Genomic DNA, 19,074 nt, shown 5'->3' with positions numbered 1-19,074 from the left:
GCGCTGACGGAGGGGACGCCGCCGGCGGTGATGTCGCGTTCGCTGTCACTGGGTTCGGCGCCGGTGACTAGGGCCTGTCTGACAAATGATCACCCGGTTGCTTCGCGAAGCCAGAGGATCAGCGAGGCCGGAACGACTCCGGCCCGGTAACGGGTGGCGAGTTTGTCGAACCTGGTCGCGATCGCACGGAACTGCTTGAGGCGGGCGAAGCATCGTTCGACCACGTTGCGATCGCGGTAGATCTCCTTATCGAAGGCGGGTGGGCGGCCGCCGCGGGTTCCGCGTCGCAGGCGGTTGGCCACCTGGTCGCGGCGTTCGGGGATCGTGGCGACGATGCCCCGGCGCCGCAGCAGGTGGCGTATCGCCCGGCTGGAATATGCCTTGTCGCCCAGCACCCGCGTCGGTGTCGTGCGAGGTCGGCCCGTAACGGCGCGCGGGATGCGGATGCTGTCGAGGGCCTGGCCGAAGGTGGTGGCGTCGTTAACGTTGCCGAGTGTGAGGGTGATGGACAGCGGGAGGCCGCGGCCGTCGACGGCGGGATGAACTTTGGCGGTCAGCCCGCCCCGGGATCGGCCGAGGGCCTGGCGCGCCTGCGAGTGGCCCGGATCTTCCGGTTCGTCCCCGCACGCGGCCCCTTCTTACGGGCGCCGGCTGCGTGCTGGTGAGCTCGGTTGATCGTGGAGTCGACAGCGACGGTCCACTCCACCCGGCCCATTGCGTCGTCGCGGACCTGGACGTGTTCCAGTAGCTTCGCCGAGGTCCCGTCCGCTTCCCAGCGGGCGAACCGCTCGTAGACGGTCTGCCAGGGGCCGTACCGCTCGGGCAGATCGCGCCACGGAGCCCCGGTCCGCAGCCGCCACAGCACCCCGTCGACCACCTGCCGGTGATCACACCACGGACGACCGTGTCCGCCCACCCGCGGCAACAAAAGCTCTATTCGCTCCCACGCCGCATCCGTCAGCTCACCTCGACCTGCCACAAGATCAATGATCAGACCGGCTATAGAGTCCCGCCTGTGGCGAATCATCAAGACGAGACCAGGGCGGCCTACAACGGAGTCGTCGAGCTGTACGCATCACTGTTCGCGGACCGGCTGGAGACACAACCGTTTGCCCGGGCCATGATCGGCACCTTCGCCGAACTGGTTCGCGCGACAGGCAACCTGCAGACAGCGGACGTCGGGTGCGGGCCCGGACATCTGACGGCCATGCTGCACGAACTGGGCCTGGACGCCTTCGGACTCGACCTCTCCCCCGGCATGGTCGATCACGCCCGGCGGGCCCATCCGGCACTGCGCTTCCAGGAGGCGCGGATGGAGTCCCTGCCGATCGAAGACGGCGTACTCGGCGGCATACTGGCCCACTACTCGATGATCCACACCCCTCCGGGAGAACTCCCGAAGCTGCTCGCCGAGCAGGGACGCGTCCTGGCTCCGGGTGGCCTGCTCCTGGTCTCCTTCTTCGGGACCGACGGACCGGAGCCGGTCCAGTTCGACCACAAGGTGACACCTGCCTACAGCTGGCCGGCGGACCGCCTCGCCGAACTGCTTGCCGGTGCCGGGCTTGTTCCCTTCGCCCGGCTGCTCCACGATCCGGCCTCTGAACGGGGTTTCCTCGACTCCCACCTGCTGGCCCGCCGTTCGTAGGTCCTGCCCGGCAATGCCCGCCGGGTGGTCACTCCGGGCTGCCGGCCAGGCGGGCGCTCGCTGATCCGACGGAGATTGTCAGACAGGCCCTAGGGCCTGTCCGGCGGATCATGGCCGGACAGGTCCTGAGGCGTGGGCGAGGACGACCGACCGGGTGCCGGGGCGGGTGGCGAGGTCGGCGCGTACCTGGTCCATCGCCGCTCCGAGGACGGCCTGGTGACTGGGCTTGTCCGCTGCGAGATGAGCCTGGAACAGTCCGGGTTCGAGGTAGGGAAGACCGTAGAAGGCCACCGGTCCGTGGTCATCGTGCAGGACGGCCGGGCGGGCGCAGTCGTCCACTGCGGTACGGAGGTGGATTCCGGCGCGCTCGATCAGGCGGGCGTTGACGCCGAGCCGGCGCGGGGAGTCGTGGTTGCCGCTGATCATCACCAGCGGCACGCGCAGGTCGGCGGGATGGCCCGGTCGAACACGTCCGCCCGCCACTGTCACGGCATCCACATGGCGTTCCCGGAGGGTGTCCACGAGGAACCGGAGGAAGCAGTGCTGCTCGTCGATGAGTGGCACGCGGTGAAGTTGACGGCCCAGGTGCCAGTCGGATGTGTGCAGGATCCTCGTGCGCACACACCGTAACCACGAAGGCCGGCACCGCAGGCGGATTTCATGATGAATACCCCTTTGGGGTGTCTCCTTCCCGGCGGTGGCTCACGAAGATCTGCGGTGCCGAGCCTTCTCGGCGTGGGCGGTCAGTGATCGGTCAGGCGGAAGTCGTAGTAGTGCTCGCCCGCGACCAGGACAGAGGTGGCGTGGACCGGGAGTCCTTGTGCGGTGCGGGGGACCTCTTGGCTGGTCCGGCGGGTGAAGCCGAGGGAGACGCCGGGGACGAAGGGGTACTCGGGGTCGGACGTGTCGACGGTCCAGCCGCGCTCGGCCGCCCGCCGGAAGAGGTCCTCGGCGGGGGTGGCGAAGACGTCGTCGCCGTCGAGCAGGACCCGCGCGTCGGCCTCCCGGCCCTCGCCCGGCCACCACAGTTCGACCGCGGTGACCGACTCGCCCGACTCCTCCAGCAGGATGTTGACGCGCACGTTGCCGCAGGAGGTGTAGATCGTCTTCTCGTCGTCGTCCTGCTCGATCTCGTGGGGTCCCCACGGGGCCACCGCCGCGACCGCTTCGTCGAGGGACATTCCCAGTCGTACGGGGCCGGCGGCGCGAGGCGGGTCCAGAACGATGTCCACAGGTGCTCCTTGAGTGCTCTACTTGAGAATGTCGTAGTCGATCGTCCAGCCGCGCTTCGTGAGCATCTTCTGGAACTTTCGGTTCTTCTCGAGACTGGCGATCATGTCGGCGATGTGCGTGTCGTACTTGGTGCCGAACTTGCGGCGGCATTCGTCGATGTCCATCTTCATCGCCAGGTCCCACCGCCCCGCGTCGATCAGCGCTCTCTGATCGGCGCGCCACTTGATCGACTTGTGACTCGATCCGGTGCTGGTCATCTTACGGTGATCGTCGTACTCCATTCTGATGGCCGGTCCCATTCCCGCGCCGCCGCCGTCCGCGTTCGTCCGGAAGCCCGGCTCGTCGAGATGGGCGTAGGCGTTCTTCGCCGGGATGTGGTTGATCTCCATGTCGACGTCCGTGCGCCGGTTCCCGTCGTCGTCCTTGAGGTTGGCGGGTGTCATCCCGCTGTACCAGCCGCCCGACTCGGTGCAGCCCTTGGCGATCTTCAGGCCCTCGGGGTCCATCCAGGCGTGCGGGTTGGACACGTAGGCGACCGGGTTCGGCGCGGCCGCGAGTCCGAGCGGGTCGGGGCTGACGTAACGCGCGGTGGTGGGGTCGTAGTGGCGGAAGCAGTTGTAGTAGAGCCCGGTCTCCGGGTCGTCGTACTGGCCCGGCAGCCGCAACGGCGTGTACGCCGCCGCGTCCCGGTTCCACAGCGTGCTGCCCCACACGGTGGACCGGGCGTGCCATCCGACGTGGCCGTGCTCGTCGACGAGTTCGGTCGGGGCGCCGATCAGGTCGGTGACGATCGCGAAGAAGCGGGAGTCCGTCTCGGCGTCTTCGCCGGTGGCGCCGTGCCGACGGGTTCGGCTCTCCCGCTGGGTCAGCGGCACGCGCCCGTCGTAGTCCCAGGTGAGCGTGATGTCGTTCGCGGTGTCGGTCTGTTCGACGAGCCGGGTGCCGTCCCAGGTGAAGAGCACGGAGTGGAGCACGGTGGCGCCGTCCTCGGACATGCGGTGCTTGGCGGTGCGCCTGCCGAGCGGATCGTAGGTGTACCGCCACAGCGCTCCGTCGGGGGTGCGGCAGGCGACCAGCCGGCTCTCCGCGTCCCAGGTGTAGTGCCAGGTGTCCGGCTTGCGCGACAGGCGGGTCCGCTGCCGCAGCACGGTACGGCCCGCGGCGTCGTACTCGCAGCGCACGTCGCCGGCGGCCAGCAGCCGCGTGCCCTCGAAGGTGCGCGGGCCCCGGGCTCCGGTCCGGCGGGCGGCGTCGGGCCACGTGCCCTCGGTCTGGTTGCCCGCCGCGTCGTACGTGTAGGTCTCGGTCCAGTCGTCCGCCGTCACCCGGACCGGGCGTCCCACCGTGTCGAGTGCGAAGTGCGTACTGGTGTGCCGGAGTTCGTCGGTCGTCCGCTCGAGGAAGCCGTCCGCGCGATACGCGAAGGAACGCGCGCGTACCGTCTCCTCGGGCGTGGAGAGCACGTGCGAGGTGAGCCGTCCGGCCGCGTCCCGGGCCGATGTGAGCGTCAGCGCGGGGGCGTGCCTGCCGATGGTGCGGGTCAGTTCCCGACCGCAGGGGTCGTGCGTGAACGCCAGGGTGTGGCTGCCGCCGCGCAGGGCTGTGCGATTGCCCACGGCGTCGTAGACGGATTCCGAGACCGCTCCCGAGGGGGTCGTCCGTCGCACGGTTCGCCCTGCGGCGTCGAACCGGAACCGTATGGTCCGTCCGTCGACGGTTTCCGCCGCGACGCGGCCCAGCGCGTCCCGTTCCCATGTCACCGTCGAGGTGGGCGAGGCCGCGCTCAGGAGTTCGCCGTCGGCGTCGTAGGTGTAGCGCGTGATCCGGCCGGCCACGTCCTTGGACACGACCCGGCCGCACGCGTCGTACGCGGTGCGGATCTCGTCGCCCTGCGGTGTCGTGTGCAGCACGAGGCGGCCGGCCGCGTCGTACGCGTAGGTGGTGGTCCGGCCGTCGAAGTCGGTTTCGGAGACGGTGTTGCCGGCCGCGTCGTAGACGTACGTCCAGGTGAGGCCCTGCGGGTTGCGCACCTCGGTGAGCCGCAGCTCGGTGTCGTAGGCGAACTCGTAGCGCGCTCCGTCCGCTCCGGTGCGGGCGGAGAGGCGGTCGAAGTGGGTGTACTCGAACCTCGTCGTGTCGCCCCGGGGGTCGGTGTGCGAGAGGCAGTTGCCCTCGGCGTCCCAGGTCCAGGACTCCTCCGTGCCGTCGGGGTGGACGCGGCGGGAGAGCCAGCCCTCCGCCCGCCATTCCATGACGGTGACGGCTCCGTTCGGGTCGGTCGTGCGCAGCGGACGGCCGAAGGCGTCCCGTACGACCGTCGAACGCTGTCCGAGCGGGTCGGTGACCGCGAGGGCGACGCCGGCGCTGTCGTGTTCGATCCGCCGGACCGCCCCGGTGGGGTCCGTCTCCTCGACGACGGCACCGCGGACGTCGAGACGGTAGGAGGAGGACGTGCCGTCGGGGGCGGTGAGGGAGACGCGGTTGCCGCGGTCGTCGAACCGCTGCCGCCACACCGCGCCGTTGGGGCGGGTGATCTCCTCGGGCAGGTCGAAGTCGTTGTAGGCGGTGGTGACGACGGTGCCGTCGGGGCGTCGGATCGACGTCAGGTTCCCGTACTGGTCCCAGGTGAACTCTGCGGTGTTGCCGAGTTCGTCGGTCCGGGAGAGCAGGTTGTCGTACTGGTCCCACTCGCGGAGGACGGTGTTCCCCAAGGGGTCGGTCTCCGAGACGACCTGGCCGGCCACGTTGAGCCGGGAGACGGTGACCGCGCCGGTGGAGTCGGTGAAGCGGGTCGTGCGCTCGGCGTCGTCATAGGAGAAGCGGGAGGACAGCGCGCCGCTGGGGCCGACGGTCCGCACGACACGGCCGGCCGCGTCGTAGAGGTACCGGTAGGTGTGCCCGTTGCGGTCGGTCCACGACGTCACGCGCTGCTCGTCGTCGTACGTGAACAGCAGCGGGTCCCCGGAGAAGTTCCGTACGGCTTCCAGTCGTCCCTGGTCGTCGTAGCCGAACGCGGTGACCTCGACCGGTCCGTCCGGCGTGTGCAGGGACAGGCCGGTGATCCGTCCCAGTGAGGTGTCCGACGAGACGGCGAGCCGGTACCCGCCCGCGTGCGCCACCGACGAGGGCAGCCCGTTCTCGCCGCGCGATATTCGGAAGGCGTTGCCGTTGCGGTCCTCCACCTCGGACAGCCAGTACAGGCCGCCGCCCTTGTACGGGTTGCCGGTGAACCGTCGCGCGAGGCCCGAATGCCGGTCCAGGGTTTCGTACGTGACGTTGCCCAGCGCCGTGCGTTCGACGAAGACGAGCGGCACCCGGTCCCCCTCCAGGGGGAGGACCTCCTCCCCCTCCGCCGGCAGGTGGGGGTAGAAGAGGACCGAGCCGTCCTCGCGGGCCCAGGCCGCGCCCGTGCCGGTCGGCTCCAGGCGCTCGTCCAGGGTGGAGGCCCAGCTTGCGCCGAAGCAGTGCCCGAAGCGGTAGCTCGAGATGTGGGTGCGCTGGAGCACCAGAGGCAGGACCCCCGGGAGCGAGACGTCGGTCTGGGTGAGGACCATCTCTCCGGACGCGACGTCCACGGGGTCGGTCTTGCACCGCCGCTTGAACAGCGAAGCCGCGAGTTCGCGGGTCCGCTCCCCCGCTTCCCGCAGGGACTTCGGGCGGCGACGTGTCTCCTCGGACCTCCCTTTGAGTCCGTCGAGGCCGCTCGTGTCCTTGCCGTCCTTCGTCGCGATGGCCCTGACGCGGTCGCGGACGTCGCCGTCGGTGTCCTTGTGCGTCCTGGAACTCTTCCCCAGCGCGTCCGGCACCTTCGTGCCGACGTGGTCGCCCAGGTCCTTGAGCGCCTTGGTGAGCTTCTCGGTGACGCCTTCGATGGTGGTGTCGAGAACGGCGGTCAGAGAGTCCTTGCCCTTGGCGCGGCCGTGGTGGCTCCTGGCCCTGCCGAGCTTGCTGCCCGCCCGGGTCTGCATGGAGATCTGCACGTTGGCCAGGTGCGTGCCGGTCTTGCTGTGCGCGTGGTGGTCGATCTCCGGGCCGCCGCCGGGTCCGGGGCCGGCGGGGCCGCCGGCGGAATTGATCCGCAGCCCGTCCTTGCCGGCCTGCGCGGTCCGGTCGGCGTCGTAGCCGTCCTGCACGCCTGCCACGTTCAGCGCGGTCTGGATCGCCAGGTCGGCGACGATGTTCTCGATCGCGGCGACGGCGGGCTCGGTGAGCGTGGCGACGATCTCCGCGACGGCCGCCTCCGCCATCTCCTTCAGGATCCGCTTGAACGCGATGCGGGTGGCGGCGATCTTCGCGCCGGCCAGCAGCGTCGAGAGGCCGGCTGTCACCGGCGCGAACGCCAGCGTGATGCCCACCGTCGCGCACAGGTCGGCCAGTTCGCCCACCGCGGCGATCTTTCGGGCGACGATGATGTCCGCGACCCGGTCGAGCGCGCCGGCGACCGTCCGGGCGGCCTTCGCCAGATCCTTGTGCTTGCCCTGCACCTTCGACCAGTGCTTGTCCAGGGCCGTCAGCGATTCGCTCTGCCCGGAGGAGAGCAGCGTCTGTATGTGCTGGTAGGCGACCCCCGCGTCGTCGTCCGCGTCGTCGGCGAACTCGCGCAGCGAGTCCGCCATGTCGCGGTACGCGTCCTCGTCGACGTTCGGCCAGCCCACACCCACGACGTCGAGCATCGTGTCGACGCCCTCAGGAATCGTGTAACCCACGACGCAACAACCTCCGGATCCCGGCACAGCGGCTCGAACAGCACAAGATCATCCACCATGTCATGGGACGACCGACAGGGCCCGGGCGGTTCCCGGCCGCCCGCAGCGGATGCTCCTCGCACGTTCCCACCACGCCTCGGCCGGGACTCCGACCGGTCTCGTCCATGATCGTCGGCCTTCTGCGCGATCCCGACGCGCAGGCGTGTCGTCTCCGCGGGAGAAGGGAGGGGGCCTGCCCCGCGAGTCGTACCGTCCCGTGCCCCGGCCTGTGGTGGTGTGCGGTGCCGGACGCCGTTCGCACCGGGAGAACCCGTGTCGTACCTCCGTGGTACTCATGTGCCATGAGCCAGTTCCGCGACTTCAACCTCAAGCTGCTCGTCATCGAGGAGCTCATGTACGGCCCCGAGCCGCTCCTCCCGGTCTACGACCTGCCCGCACGGCTGGCCGAACGGGGGATCGGCGATCCCGCGTCCTACGTCCTGGAGAACGGCCTCCACGCGGAAGTGCTGCCGGAGTCCCGGGCCCATTTCGAGGCCTTGGAGATCCCGGCCGAGTTGCTCGCCCGCGTCGAGGAGCTGTGCTTCGACGCGGGGGCGGACGTCTTCCGGCACTGTGCCCCCGCCTGGGACGGCGAGGACGACCTGTTCGACGTCCGCTCGCTCGACGACCTCGCCCTGCTGCCCAACCTGCGGGAGGTCACCTTCGTGGAGGACGGCGTCCTGGCCGTACCGGACGCGGCGGAGGTCTTCGCCTCGCGCGGCATCGAGACCGACTGAGCCCCGGCGCACCCGCTCGGCGGGCCGGGGGTCGCCCGGTCGGGCGTCCTCCGTCCGGACTGTTCGTGGGAGAGGCGGGGCCGACGGGGGAAGGGCTGGTGGGGCATCCGCGCGCCCACCGTCGTCGAGGAGTTCGCACATGGCCCGTACGCTCGCCCTGGCCCTGGTCGGCGCCGCCGCGCTCGCCGTGGGGCCGGCCGCCGCCGGATCCGAGCCCGGCAGGGCGGCCGCGGACAAGGCGGTCGCCTATCGGGCGACCGCTCCGTACCAGCACCATGCGAACGGTGTACGGGCCGGCTACAAGCCCGATCGGTACTGCGTCCTCGACCGGGCGGGTGGCACGGGCGCGCTCGGATACCCGCACTTCAACCACGCCTACGACAACTCGACGGACCCGGCGAAGCCCACCGCCCTCTTCTACGAGGACGACGGCAGGGGCGGCAAGCGGCTCGTCGGCGTGGAGTGGCTGGTCCACGACCGCGACCAGAACCTGACGACGGACGACGACCGGCCGAGCATGTTCGGGGTGCCCTTCAAGGGCCCCAACCGCGGCAACTTCCCCGGGCAGCCCGTCCACTACGCCCTGCATCTCTGGCTGTGGAAGAAGAACCCCGAGGGCCAGTTCACCACGTACAACCCGACGGTCACCTGCCTCCCGGGGACGACCCGTCCATAACCGCACGCGTCTTCCCGACGGCTGGTGAGGACCGCTCGCACCCGGTGAGCGCGGTCAGGAGGGACACGGTCCTTGTCACCCGCGTGCTCGCCGAGGTCACGGTGCCCGGGGTTACGGCAGCTCCTGGCGCACCAACGCACGCGCGAACGGCTCACCGGTCCTTCGCGCGTAGGCCATCCGCTCGCGGACCTCGCCGAGTGTGCGCGGGCGATAGCCGGGGCCGCCGCAGCAGCTCTTGTGGAAGCGGACACCGGCGTTCAGAAGTACCGACAGGGTCCGCCAGGCGGCGGTGTCGCGTCGCCGCGGCGGTGCGAAGGCGGAACCCACGTGGATCAGCGGCTCGGCGCAGCGCGGGCAGAGCCGGTCGTGGTCACCGTGGTAGGGCTGCTTGTAGGAGGCCCGGCAGGGCAGGCAGACGTAGGAGGTCTTCGCGTGGGCCATGCCGGTCAGAGTACGGCCCGGCCGGGGTGAACTCGACCATTTTTTCGTGGGGTTCGACAAGACCGAAGGGGCGGCACGAGGTCGGTCGGTACTCCGCGACCGGTATTCGGGTGAGGGCGGGCGCCCGGAGGTGACACAGTCACCGTCGTGACCTTGATGAGTCTGCTTGTCGACTTCGCCCGGACCGGCCGGATCGGTCCCCTTCACTGCGGCATGCCGCTGTCCGAGGCCGAAGGCCTCCTCGGCCCGGGGCGTCCGCATCCCGCCATCCGTCTCCTGGGGCCCGACGTCGACGGCTACCCCTACGCCTGGGGCGGTCTGGAGCTGGTCGTCACCCGGCACAGCGTGAGCGGACCGTGGATCAGGCTCTCGCCGGGCGCAGCGGTCAGGTTGCCGCCCCTGGTCCTGCCGGATTCCGAGTCGTACCCGTCCACGGTGCTCCGTGAGGAGCTGATCGCCGGCCTCGACGCGGTCGGCTGCCGTCACGACGTCGACGATCTCCTCACGTTCGGGGAGCAGTCCAGCGTCCTCACCCGGCCTGCCGGCGTCTGCGCGGTGTTCTTCCCGCCGCGCCGGGGCGACCACGTGTCCGGTCCGGAGCAGCACTGTCTGGGTGTGCTCCACAAGCGCGACGCGTGACTTCGTCGCCCCGGGGGTGCCCTGGCGGGCTCGGGCGAGGGTGGGGTCGACCCCGGCGCCCCGTTCGAAGGGAACGGCTCAGCGCAGGTGTCGGGACACCGCCTCCTCGATCGCGGCCGCGTCCGTGTCCTCCGCCGCCCAGGCCACGTATCCGTCGGGTCGTACCAGGACGGTCGTCCGGCGGTCGCCCGCCCAGCGCTCCACGGTCAGCCGCCCCTCGCGGACGACGGAGCCCTCGTACGTCCCAGGCGTGATCAGCACGAACCGGCCGCCGCGCAGCGCCTCATGGAGCCGGCCGTCCTTCAGGGCGACGTCGGGGACGCGGGTGCCGGTGAGGCGGTGGGCGCCGCGGGGAGCGGGGTAGGCGTAGCCGATTCCGGTGATCCGGCCCAGGGCCTTGCGCTGGACGGGCGGGGCCATGGTGACGAACGCCGAGGTCAGGGCGCGGGCGGCGCGCAGGAGCGGGTTCCGCGTGCGGGCCAGCCGGACCAGTCCGCCGCTGCTGCGCAGTACCGACCTGCCGACCGGGTGGCGCTCGGTCTCGTAGCTGTCGAGGAGCCCTTCGGGCGCCCGGCCCCGGACGGCCAGGGCCAGTTTCCAGCTCAGGTTGGCGGCGTCCTGGAGGCCGGTGTTCATGCCCTGTCCGCCGGCCGGGGAGTGGATGTGCGCGGCGTCCCCCGCGAGGAAGACCCGCCCGACCCGGTAGTGCGGTGCCTGGCGCTCGTCGCTGTGGAAGCGGGAGAGCCAGCGGGCGTCGTGCATGCCGTAGTCGGTGCCCAGGGCACGGCGGGTGGTGTCCCTGACCTCGTCGAGGGCGAGCGGGGTGTCGTCGGGGACCTCGTTCCGGCGGTTCCAGCCCATGATCCGGTACCAGCCGTCGCCGAAGGAGGCGATCATCGCGAAGGCGTCGCCGCGTCCGTCGACGGTGAGGACGCCCTCGGGCTTCTCGGTCAGCCGGACGTCGGCGAGGATCAGCGACCTGATGACGGAGGAACCGGGGAAGTCCAGGCCGATCGCCTCCCGCACGGCGCTCCGGTGGCCGTCGGCGCCCACGACGTAGTCCGCCCGGCGGGTGACGACCGTCCCGTCCGCGCCGCGTACGTCGAGGTCGACCCCCTCTTCGTCCTGCCGCAGCCCCACGACCTCGCTCTCGTACGCGAACTCGACCCCGGCCTCCCGGGCCCGCCGCTCCAGGAGCCGCTCGACCTCGTACTGCGGAGTGATGAGCAGGAACGGGAAGCGTGAGGGCAGTGTGCTCAGGTCGAGGGAGAGACGACGGAAGAGCCGCAGGCCGGTGATGGTGTCGCCGGTGGTGAGGAGTTCGTCGGCGAGGCCGCGTGCGTCGAGCTGCTCCAGGGTGCGGGCGTGTACGCCGAAGGCGCGGGAGAGATTGCCGATCCCGCGCGGCCGCTTCTCCACGAGGGTCACGGCGACGCCGGCCGCGGCGAGGTCACCGGCGAGGAGGAGGCCGGTCGGACCGGAGCCCACGACGACGATCGCGGTGCGGTGGGTGGGGGTGCCGTCCATGGTGGCCTCCTGTTGCCGGTGCCTGCTTGTCATCACCCATGTGCCAACGAATGTTTGCCAACGCTCGTTGACCAACGTATCGAAAGGCCGGAAAGGCGTCAACGGGTGTGGGCCAACAGTTGTGGGCCTCCGTCTGTCGGCCTACGCTTGTCGTCATGAACGGCGGCGACAGCACCCTTACGGTCCCCGGTTCCGGCGCTCCCCGCCGCTCCGACGCCACTCGCGGCGCGATCCTCGCGGCGGCCCGCGAGCGCTTCGCGACCGACGGCTACGAGCGCGCCACCATCCGCGCCATCGCCAAGGACGCGAGCATCGACCCGTCGATGGTGATGCGGTACTACGGCAACAAGGAGGGCCTCTTCGCGGCGGCCGTCGCCGTCGACCTCCGGCTGCCGGACATGAGCGGGGCGGACCGCCGGCGGGAGGCGGGGCGGATCCTCGTCGAGCACTTCCTCGACATGTGGGAGGACAACGAGGTCCTCACCGCCCTGCTGCGGGTCGGCGCGACCAACCGGGCGGGGGCGGAGCGCATGCAGGGCGTCCTGCGGGACCAACTGCTGCCGGTCGCCCGGCAGGTGTGCCCCGACCCCGAGCAGGTCCCGGCGCGGGCGGCGCTCATGGCGTCGCAGCTCCTGGGGTTGGCGCTCACACGGTACGTGCTGCGCATGCCGCCGGCGGTGGAGCTGACGCGGGCGGAGATCGTGGCGTGGCTGGCACCGACGATCCAGCGTTATCTGACCGCGCCGGGGCCCTGAGCTCCTTCTTCCCGAAGGAGGTGCCCGGGGGCCAAGGGCGCCGGACGCCTGCGCCCGTACCGTCAGCGGGGTGTGCTCCTCGCGTACTCCGTCTCCTCCCCGGGAAACACGGCCCGGGCCCGCTCCTCCTTCCCGGTTCCGGGCAGCGAGCGGAGGGCCAGGAGTCCGAGTACGACGTGCAGGAGGCCGGCCACCGCCGCAGCCGCGTGCAGGCCGGTGACGAAGGCCGACTTCGCGTCCGTGATCACCGCGGTCGTGAGACCGGGGAGCCGCAGGGTCTCGTCGAGCGTGGGCGCCAGGTCGGGGCCCTGGAGCCGGAAGAGGAGCGCGGCGAGGGAGCCGATGAGCGCGATGCCGAGGGCGTTGCCGATCTCGTTGCCGGTCTCGGCGATCGCACCGGCCGAGCCGGCCCGCTCGGCCGGGACGGCGCCGACCGCGGTGTCGGCGACGACGCTGAAGGAGATGCCGTAGCCCAGGCCCGCGACGGACGTGGAGGCGACGTACCAGCCGACCCCGCCGATGACGGTGGTGGGGAGCAGGAACAGCAGTCCCGCCGCGATGGAGAAGTGGCAGACGAGGAGGATCGCCCGCTTGCCGACGCGGTCGACCACCAGGGGCGTGACGACGCAGGACACGATGAGGACCACCGCGCCGGGCAGGGCCAGGAGCGCCGCCCGCAGGACGGGCAGGCCGAGGACGGACTGGAGGTAGACGCCCGACAGGTAGGCGGTCGCCGACCAGGCCGCCAGGGGCAGCAGGCCCGTGATGATCGCGACGGTGAAGACCCGGTCGCGGAAGAGGGAGAAGTCCATCAACGGGTGCTCCAGGTGCCGCTGCCGGCGCACGAACAGGGCGAGGAGCGCCAGGCCGCCCAGTCCCACGAGGCCGGAGGGCAGCGAGGGTCCTTCGGCGGCGGCGTGCTTGAGGCCGTACACGAAGGCCAGGAGGCCGGCCGCGGAGGCCACGACGCTGAAGACGTCCACGCGGCCGGGGCGGGTCGTGCCGACCTCGCGCAGCAGGACGGGCGCGAGGACGAGGAACAGGGCGATGACGGGCAGGTTGATCAGGAAGACCGAGCCCCACCAGAAGCGTTCGAGGAGGAAGCCGCCCGCGACCGGGCCGATGGCGAACCCCGCCGCGAAGGCCGCCGCGAAGACGCCGATGGCCTGCGCCCGGCGTCGCGGGTCGGTGAACAGCTCGCTCAGCACCGCCAGGGCCGACGGCAGGAGGGTCGCGCCGGCCACGCCCATCAGCGCGCGGGACGCGATGAGGAGCTCCGGGCCGGGCGCGAAGGCGGACGCCGCGGACGCGAGGCCGAAGACGGTCGCCCCGGTCATCAGGAGTTTCAGGCGGCCGTACCGGTCGCCGATGGTGCCGAACGCGATCAGCAGCGAGCCGACCGCGAAGCCGTAGACGTCCAGGGTCCACAGGGCCTGGTCGGCCGTGGGGGTGAGGTCCTGGCTGACCCGGGGCATCGCCAGGTACAGGATGGAGCCGTCCATGGAGACCAGCAGGACGGGGCCGAGTACGACGAGGAGACCCAGCCACGCGCGCGGGCCCGGGGAGTTGTGTGTGCGCTGTTCCGACATGTCCCGACCGTCGGCCGTCGCCCGGCCGGCAGCCACCCCCCTGCTGTGGGTACACCCGACAGGTGTACCCGGCGGCGGAGGCGGTCGACTTACGCTTGCGGTCGTGGAGAACCTCGGAGCGTTCTTGAAGAGCCGTCGTGACCGGGTCACGCCGGACGCGATCGGGCTGCGCGCCCTGGGGAACGGGCGCCGTGTTCCCGGGCTGCGGCGGGAGGAGCTCGCCCAGCTCGCCGGAGTGAGCGCCGGCTACTACACGCGGCTGGAGCAGGGGCGGGCGGAGACGGCCTCGGAGCAGGTGCTCGGCGCGCTCGCCAGGGTGCTGCGGCTCGACGCGGCCGAGACCGCTCACCTGCACGACCTCGCCAGGCACTCGCCGACGCCACGGCTCGCCGAGCCCCCGGCGGAGGAACCCCACAGGCGGGTCCTCGCGCTCCTGGAGTCCCTGGGCGAGGCGACGCCGGCGGTCGTCCTGGGGCGTCGCGGGGACGTGCTCGCGTGGAACCGCAGCGGGCACGCCCTTCTCGCCGGGCACATCGCCTTCGAGGCGCCGGACGATCCGGAACGGCGTCCGTCGGTCCCCCGGATGTTCTTCCTCGATCCGGTGACGCGCGACCTGTACGGCAACTGGCACGCGCTCGCCCGCGTTCACGTGGCGTACCTCCGGCTGACCGCCGGCCGCTATCCCACCGACGCGCGTCTGGCGGGGCTGATCGGCGAACTCACCATGCGCAGCGACGACTTCTCGGCGCTGTGGGCGCATCGGGACGTCGCGGACTGCACCACGGGAACCATGCGCATGCGGCACGCGACCGTGGGCGCGCTCAGTGTCGACTACCAGGTCTGGCTGCAGCCCGACAGCCCCGACCACCGCCTCGAGGTCTACACCCCGAACGACCCGGGCTCCGCCGACGCCTTGCGGGTGCTGGCCCGTCAGGGCCGCCGCTGCGCCGATCCCCCGCACGACGGCAGGAGCTTCCGACACCCCGTCGGATCGGGATGGTAGGAGCAGGTGGAGGGGGCTACGCGGCCCGGCCCGACCCGGCGGCACGGGCGTTGTCGGTCCCCACTGTTAGCGTCGTCGTCATGGCGAACCGTTCTTACCTCTATTCCGCGGACTCGATGCCGGACGAGACGGAGATCCCCCGGGGGATCCGTTGCATATCCGAACACAACTGGGACATTCCGCTCGCGCACAAGCTCATGGTGGGGCGCGGGACCACGATCGTCCCGTCCATGATCTGGAACCCTCCGATCGGCATCGCCGCGGACTACGCCGGCGGGGCCGCCCTGCTCCTGGACCTCCTGGACGCGGTCGGCAAGGGCCTGGAGGGCGACGCCGAGTTCGCCGAGTGCGTCGCCGGGACCACGGCCCACCTGGAGAAGCAGCGGGCGAAGTACTTCGTCCTGGAGACAGGGGAGATCGTCTCGATGACGGACGACGATCCGGTGGCGAGCGTGCGTCACCTGGCGTCCGAGGGCGTCCCCGACGCCGTCGCCCGGGCCGAGGCGGCGATCGCCGGCCGGGACGACGACTGGCTGGCCGCGGTCCGGGCCGACTGGCGGAGCCACTTCGCGTCCTTCTACAGCGACGCGCTCTACTTCTCCTTCCCCGACAACTGACGGAACGTGGGGTGCGGTGCCGGGCGGTTCCGGCCCGCCCCGAAGAGTTGCTGCCCAGTGGCCCGGGTCCGGGACGACGCCGTTGTCGGTGATCGCACCCGGACGTCGTCCAGGCCGAAGCATGGCCGGAACCTCCGCTCGCCGGCACCGAGGCGGCAGCCGTCCTCGGTGCCGGCGAACGCCGGCGGGCCACACCGGCCTGGAAGTGCTCCGGCCTGGACGACGTCCGGGTGCGGTGGCCTGGCCTTCGGTCCCGAGACCGTTCCTGACCGCCGAGGAAACCGATGACCGATCTCGCCGCGCTGACCGCGCTGTGCCCGCCGCCCACCGCCGTTCCCCCGGCTCCCGACTGGTCCGAGGTCGAAGAGGCGCTGGGTACGGGACTGCCCCGGGACTACAAGGAGCTCGTCGCGGCGTACGGGCCGGGTCGGTTCTGCGAGTTCGTCACCCTGTACCGGCCTCACGCGCCCAATCGGTGGACCGACCTGACCGGTCCCGTGCCGACGCGGCTGCGTGGAGGGATCGAGGAGGTCCGGCAGGCCGCCCGGACTCCCCGGCCACTGCCCTGCTCCTCCGAGGACCTTCTCGCCGTGGGGGTCACCGACAACGGGGACCACCTCTTCTGGGTCACCCGGCCCGCCGGTGCCCCGGACGAGTGGACCATCGCCGTCAGCGAGTCCCTGGGCGCGCCCTGGTTCGTCCACGACGGAACCTTGACCGCGTTCCTCGTCGGTGTTCTCGGCGGGAGCGTGGACGTTCCCCTGTTTCCCCGAGACCTCCTTGAGCACGGGCCCGCCTTCGTCCCTTCGACTTCCCGAAGCCGTGCGCCGGTTGTGGTCTCCGAGGCACCGGTCAGTACACGGGCCGTCCGCGACTGGGCCAACGCCAACGGATACGACCTGCCCGAACGCGGACGTGTCCCGATCGAGGTCGTCGAGGCGTGGAAGCGAGGGAATCGGAGCACCACCCGGTGAGGGCCCCGGTCTCCCTCCTCGCCGGTACGGCGTCGTCGGCTCCGGGCCGGAACGTGACGGAGCCCGGGAGCATGTCCAGCTCCCGGGCTCCAGCTTGCCACCCATTTGCGCACACCGGCGGCGTTTAAGAGCCGCGGGTCATGTTGAGATCGACGTGTTCTGCCTTTGAACTACAGCGCCACGAGAGAGGCGCCGAGGGGACTTGAACCCCCATCCGTCGATGTTCGCCCACGCTCGGTCGATCCGGTGTTCGGCGGCGAATACTGAGACTGGAGCGAGAATCTGAGTTTCACGGGGCCGCCTCTGCCAGGCTTGGGCCACCCCCGCACGTGGTGCGGGGGGAGGGATTCGAACCCCCAACTGACACCCCTTCATCAGCTTCAACATCAGTTTCAGCTTGCGCTCATCGCGCACCCTCCGCTCGCGACGGAGGGCGTCTGTGGGGGCTACCGGAAGAGGTAGCCGAATACCGCGTCGCCGATCCGCTGGTCGGTGACCTCGGTGTTGTTCGCCTCCTCACGGGCGAACTTGACGGCCTGCTGGAGCTTCTCGACGCGGTCGAGGAGCTCGTTGACCCGCCGGGCGGGCAGCGCACCGGAGAACTTCACCGTGGTCCAGTAACCGACCGGGACGTCCTCGTAGTACACCTCGACCTGCGCCGGGTGCTTCTCCGTGGCCTCGGCCTTCACGTGGTTGCGCGGGACCTTCTTCGTGCGGATGGTCCGCACCGGATCCGTCTTCCACGAGTCCGTCGAGGGGTCCAGGTTCCACGACTCGGAGGCGTCGAGCACCGGCAGCTTGCGCACGAAGGTGTGCAGATCGGTGAGCTGCTTCTCCAGGAACAGCAGGTACGGGACGGGTACCTGGGGCAGCAGCACCGTGCCGTCGACCACCACGTCCGCGACCGCGGACCGGTTCGCCCAGTCCTTCGTCGCGGTCACGTCGAAGAGCCGCGTCAGCGTCCCGGCGGTCGCCCGCAGGATGTCCTCGGCCTTGATCTGCACCCGGGTGGACTCGGGCGGCAGCTGCTCGCCCTCCTCGTCCTTGGGCTGGTAGGTCCGGGAGATGCCGGCCAGGAGGGCGGGCTTCTGCACGTCCTGGTGAGCCTGGGTGAGCTCCTGGAGGGCCTTGGACTTGACGCCCTTTTCGACTGCGATGATCTGATTCAGCTTCGGCACACGGCGAACCTAGCAACCCCGCGCCGTACGCACATCCGATTAAACGCCGGCCCCTCTCTCCCTTCCGGCCGGGCGGGAGGGCGGGGCGAAGAGGCCCTTGGTCTCGTCCGTCCGTTCGCCCGGGGAGGAGAGCGGCTCGCGCTCCGTCACCTGGCGTTGTCGCTCGCCCGGTGCGGGCGGGGCGAGGAAGCCCACGCGCTGCTCCTCCCGCACGTCGCGGACTGGCTCCTCGCCGAGGCCCTGGTCGAGACGAGTGCCGGGCTGGGCCGGGACGAGGAGATCGCGACGCTGCTGGAGGCCCGGATCGTGGCGGGGCGCCCCTGCGTACGGTGCGGCAGTTCCGAGTGCGCGGGGCGCGATCCGGAACCGTTCAACGCGGTCGCCCTGCTGGCGGCGGTCCGTGAGAGGCAGGGGCGCACGGACGAGGCGCTCGAAGCCCTGCGGACCTACGGCTCGCTCGTGGTCGACAACCGTGATCCGCTGGCCGAACTGCTGATACGGCACGACCGCGTCGACGAGCTGCGCGCCCACGCGGCGGGGGAAGACCGGGAGGAGGCCGCCCGTCACCTGGCGGAGCTGCTGGAGGCCGCGGTGACGTGGAGGGCGCGATCGAGGTCTACCGGTGGCAGGCGGAGTACGACTCCTGGCACGCGCCGGCCCTGCTGGCGCGGCTGCTCGCCCGGCACGGGCGGGGTGCGGAGGCCGTCGAGGTGGTGCGCGCCATGAACAGCGCCGAGGACCGGATCGTCGACCTGCTGTGCGAACTCCTCGCCGCCGAGGGGCGTGCCGGGGAAGGCCTCGCCCATCTGGACGCCCTGGAAGCCCGGGGGACCTGGGAACCGTGGGAGCTGTTCCGGCTGCGCGCCCGGCTCCTGGCCGCCTGCGGACGGTTGGACGAGGCCGTGGAGGAGGCCCGGGCCTCCTCCGGGAGCGGGGGCCCGTACGCCGCGGAGGAGATGGCTCGGCTCCTCGCCGATGCCGGGCGTCCGGAGGAGGCCATCGCCTTCCTGGACTCGGACCGTCCGGAGCACCGGCGGACCCTCGGCCTGCTGCTGATCGAGAGGGGAAGGGCCGAGGAGGCCGTGCCCCTGCCCCGGGCGCCGCGCTCCACCACACCGCCGCCGGAACCGGAACCGGGGCCGGGGCCGGCAGGTCACGGCGACTGTCCGCACTTCTAGGCAGGGGCTCTGTCCGGCGGATCATGTCCGGGGCCGGTCGGCTGTGGCCGGGGGCGGTCGGTCGTAGTCCGTGTGGGCCGGCCCGTGCCGTCTCGGCCGAGGAAGCGCTGGAATCGGTCGTGACGGTCGCCCCCGGC

At 71.1% G+C, this 19,074-nt stretch carries 16 protein-coding genes and 2 pseudogenes; 10 read left to right on the top strand and 8 right to left on the bottom strand.

The features are described from left to right. Positions 1-67: 67 nt before the first annotated feature. Positions 68-979, bottom strand: a pseudogene (locus CP977_RS33265) (IS5 family transposase). A gap of 36 nt (positions 980-1,015) precedes the next feature. Here CP977_RS33265 and CP977_RS33260 point away from each other — a divergent pair. Next, entirely contained in the window at positions 1,016-1,645 is a 630-nt protein-coding gene (locus CP977_RS33260; protein ID WP_109184849.1) for a class I SAM-dependent methyltransferase, read from the top strand. Between the two features lie 129 nt (positions 1,646-1,774). Here CP977_RS33260 and CP977_RS33255 read toward each other — a convergent pair. The 3 genes and pseudogenes from CP977_RS33255 to CP977_RS33245 all read right to left on the bottom strand — a co-directional run. Beyond that, a pseudogene (locus CP977_RS33255) lies at positions 1,775-2,266 on the bottom strand (metallophosphoesterase family protein); the annotation flags it as partial. A gap of 122 nt (positions 2,267-2,388) precedes the next feature. Continuing rightward, on the bottom strand, positions 2,389-2,877 hold the full coding sequence (locus tag CP977_RS33250; RefSeq protein ID WP_062760252.1) for a hypothetical protein: 489 nt from the start codon (positions 2,875-2,877) through the stop codon (positions 2,389-2,391). 18 nt (positions 2,878-2,895) lie between these two features. Then, entirely contained in the window at positions 2,896-7,584 is a 4,689-nt protein-coding gene (locus CP977_RS33245; protein WP_152371401.1) for a DUF6531 domain-containing protein, read from the bottom strand. A gap of 341 nt (positions 7,585-7,925) precedes the next feature. Here CP977_RS33245 and CP977_RS33240 point away from each other — a divergent pair, with 341 nt between their 5' ends. Beyond that, a complete protein-coding gene (locus tag CP977_RS33240; RefSeq protein ID WP_062760248.1) occupies positions 7,926-8,360 on the top strand; it encodes a DUF6892 domain-containing protein in 435 nt (144 codons plus the stop codon). Between the two features lie 139 nt (positions 8,361-8,499). After that, positions 8,500-9,036: a hypothetical protein gene (locus CP977_RS33235; protein ID WP_183953391.1), complete on the top strand. Its 537-nt coding sequence runs from the start codon at positions 8,500-8,502 to the stop codon at positions 9,034-9,036. Between the two features lie 111 nt (positions 9,037-9,147). On the opposite strand, the gene CP977_RS33230 is transcribed toward CP977_RS33235, so the two are convergent. After that, positions 9,148-9,477, bottom strand: coding sequence for a hypothetical protein (locus tag CP977_RS33230; RefSeq protein ID WP_062760244.1), 330 nt, complete (start codon positions 9,475-9,477; stop codon positions 9,148-9,150). 147 nt (positions 9,478-9,624) lie between these two features. On the opposite strand from CP977_RS33230, the gene CP977_RS33225 reads away from it, so the two are divergent. Next, entirely contained in the window at positions 9,625-10,116 is a 492-nt protein-coding gene (locus CP977_RS33225; RefSeq protein ID WP_109184847.1) for a hypothetical protein, read from the top strand. Between the two features lie 78 nt (positions 10,117-10,194). On the opposite strand, the gene CP977_RS33220 is transcribed toward CP977_RS33225, so the two are convergent. Next, a complete protein-coding gene (locus tag CP977_RS33220) occupies positions 10,195-11,643 on the bottom strand; it encodes an FAD-dependent monooxygenase (RefSeq protein ID WP_229991449.1) in 1,449 nt (482 codons plus the stop codon). Positions 11,644-11,798: 155 nt separating this feature from the next. Between CP977_RS33220 and CP977_RS33215 the strand changes: the two genes are divergently transcribed. Then, complete coding sequence (locus CP977_RS33215) at positions 11,799-12,398, top strand: TetR/AcrR family transcriptional regulator (protein WP_062760238.1); 600 nt, start codon at positions 11,799-11,801, stop codon at positions 12,396-12,398. Positions 12,399-12,460: 62 nt separating this feature from the next. Here CP977_RS33215 and CP977_RS33210 read toward each other — a convergent pair whose 3' ends face one another. Beyond that, positions 12,461-13,987, bottom strand: coding sequence for an MFS transporter (locus tag CP977_RS33210; protein ID WP_152371399.1), 1,527 nt, complete (start codon positions 13,985-13,987; stop codon positions 12,461-12,463). Between the two features lie 103 nt (positions 13,988-14,090). Between CP977_RS33210 and CP977_RS33205 the strand changes: the two genes are divergently transcribed. The 3 genes from CP977_RS33205 (at position 14,091) to CP977_RS33190 (ending at position 16,581) form a co-directional block, all read left to right on the top strand. Then, positions 14,091-14,990: a helix-turn-helix transcriptional regulator gene (locus CP977_RS33205; protein ID WP_109184844.1), complete on the top strand. Its 900-nt coding sequence runs from the start codon at positions 14,091-14,093 to the stop codon at positions 14,988-14,990. Between the two features lie 80 nt (positions 14,991-15,070). Next, positions 15,071-15,607, top strand: coding sequence for a DUF7822 domain-containing protein (locus CP977_RS33200; RefSeq protein ID WP_062760232.1), 537 nt, complete (start codon positions 15,071-15,073; stop codon positions 15,605-15,607). A 284-nt stretch (positions 15,608-15,891) separates the two neighbouring features. Beyond that, entirely contained in the window at positions 15,892-16,581 is a 690-nt protein-coding gene (locus CP977_RS33190; protein WP_109184842.1) for an Lsr2 family DNA-binding protein, read from the top strand. A gap of 446 nt (positions 16,582-17,027) precedes the next feature. On the opposite strand, the gene CP977_RS33185 is transcribed toward CP977_RS33190, so the two are convergent. Continuing rightward, positions 17,028-17,759 carry a DUF7873 family protein gene (locus tag CP977_RS33185; protein ID WP_109184841.1) on the bottom strand — a complete coding sequence of 244 codons (732 nt, stop codon included), beginning with the start codon at positions 17,757-17,759 and terminating at the stop codon, positions 17,028-17,030. Positions 17,760-17,915: 156 nt separating this feature from the next. On the opposite strand from CP977_RS33185, the gene CP977_RS34320 reads away from it, so the two are divergent. Both CP977_RS34320 and CP977_RS33175 read left to right on the top strand, forming a co-directional pair. Next, entirely contained in the window at positions 17,916-18,485 is a 570-nt protein-coding gene (locus CP977_RS34320) for a tetratricopeptide repeat protein (RefSeq protein WP_167309023.1), read from the top strand. Continuing rightward, positions 18,482-18,937 (top strand): tetratricopeptide repeat protein, encoded by a 456-nt coding sequence (locus CP977_RS33175; RefSeq protein WP_167309022.1) that lies wholly within the window; start codon positions 18,482-18,484, stop codon positions 18,935-18,937. The genes CP977_RS34320 and CP977_RS33175 overlap by 4 nt, the downstream gene beginning before the upstream one ends. Positions 18,938-19,074: the final 137 nt, after the last annotated feature.

Source organism: Streptomyces cinereoruber (assembly GCF_009299385.1).
Classification (GTDB): Bacteria; Actinomycetota; Actinomycetes; order Streptomycetales; family Streptomycetaceae; genus Streptomyces; species Streptomyces bikiniensis.
Note: the sequence above shows the minus strand (reverse complement) of the source record. Positions and strands in the feature narration are given on the sequence as shown.

What these genes read in the sequence shown, in the direction of transcription:
- CP977_RS33190 (WP_109184842.1), top strand. Translation starts at nt 15,892, where the DNA reads ATGACCGATCTCGCCGCGCTGACCGCGCTGTGCCCGCCGCCCACCGCC.
- CP977_RS33240 (WP_062760248.1), top strand. Translation starts at nt 7,926, where the DNA reads ATGAGCCAGTTCCGCGACTTCAACCTCAAGCTGCTCGTCATCGAGGAG.
- CP977_RS33175 (WP_167309022.1), top strand. Translation starts at nt 18,482, where the DNA reads ATGAACAGCGCCGAGGACCGGATCGTCGACCTGCTGTGCGAACTCCTC.
- CP977_RS33230 (WP_062760244.1), bottom strand. Translation starts at nt 9,477, where the DNA reads ATGGCCCACGCGAAGACCTCCTACGTCTGCCTGCCCTGCCGGGCCTCC.
- CP977_RS33210 (WP_152371399.1), bottom strand. Translation starts at nt 13,987, where the DNA reads ATGTCGGAACAGCGCACACACAACTCCCCGGGCCCGCGCGCGTGGCTG.
- CP977_RS33220 (WP_229991449.1), bottom strand. Translation starts at nt 11,643, where the DNA reads ATGGACGGCACCCCCACCCACCGCACCGCGATCGTCGTCGTGGGCTCC.
- CP977_RS33235 (WP_183953391.1), top strand. Translation starts at nt 8,500, where the DNA reads ATGGCCCGTACGCTCGCCCTGGCCCTGGTCGGCGCCGCCGCGCTCGCC.
- CP977_RS33215 (WP_062760238.1), top strand. Translation starts at nt 11,799, where the DNA reads ATGAACGGCGGCGACAGCACCCTTACGGTCCCCGGTTCCGGCGCTCCC.
- CP977_RS33200 (WP_062760232.1), top strand. Translation starts at nt 15,071, where the DNA reads ATGGCGAACCGTTCTTACCTCTATTCCGCGGACTCGATGCCGGACGAG.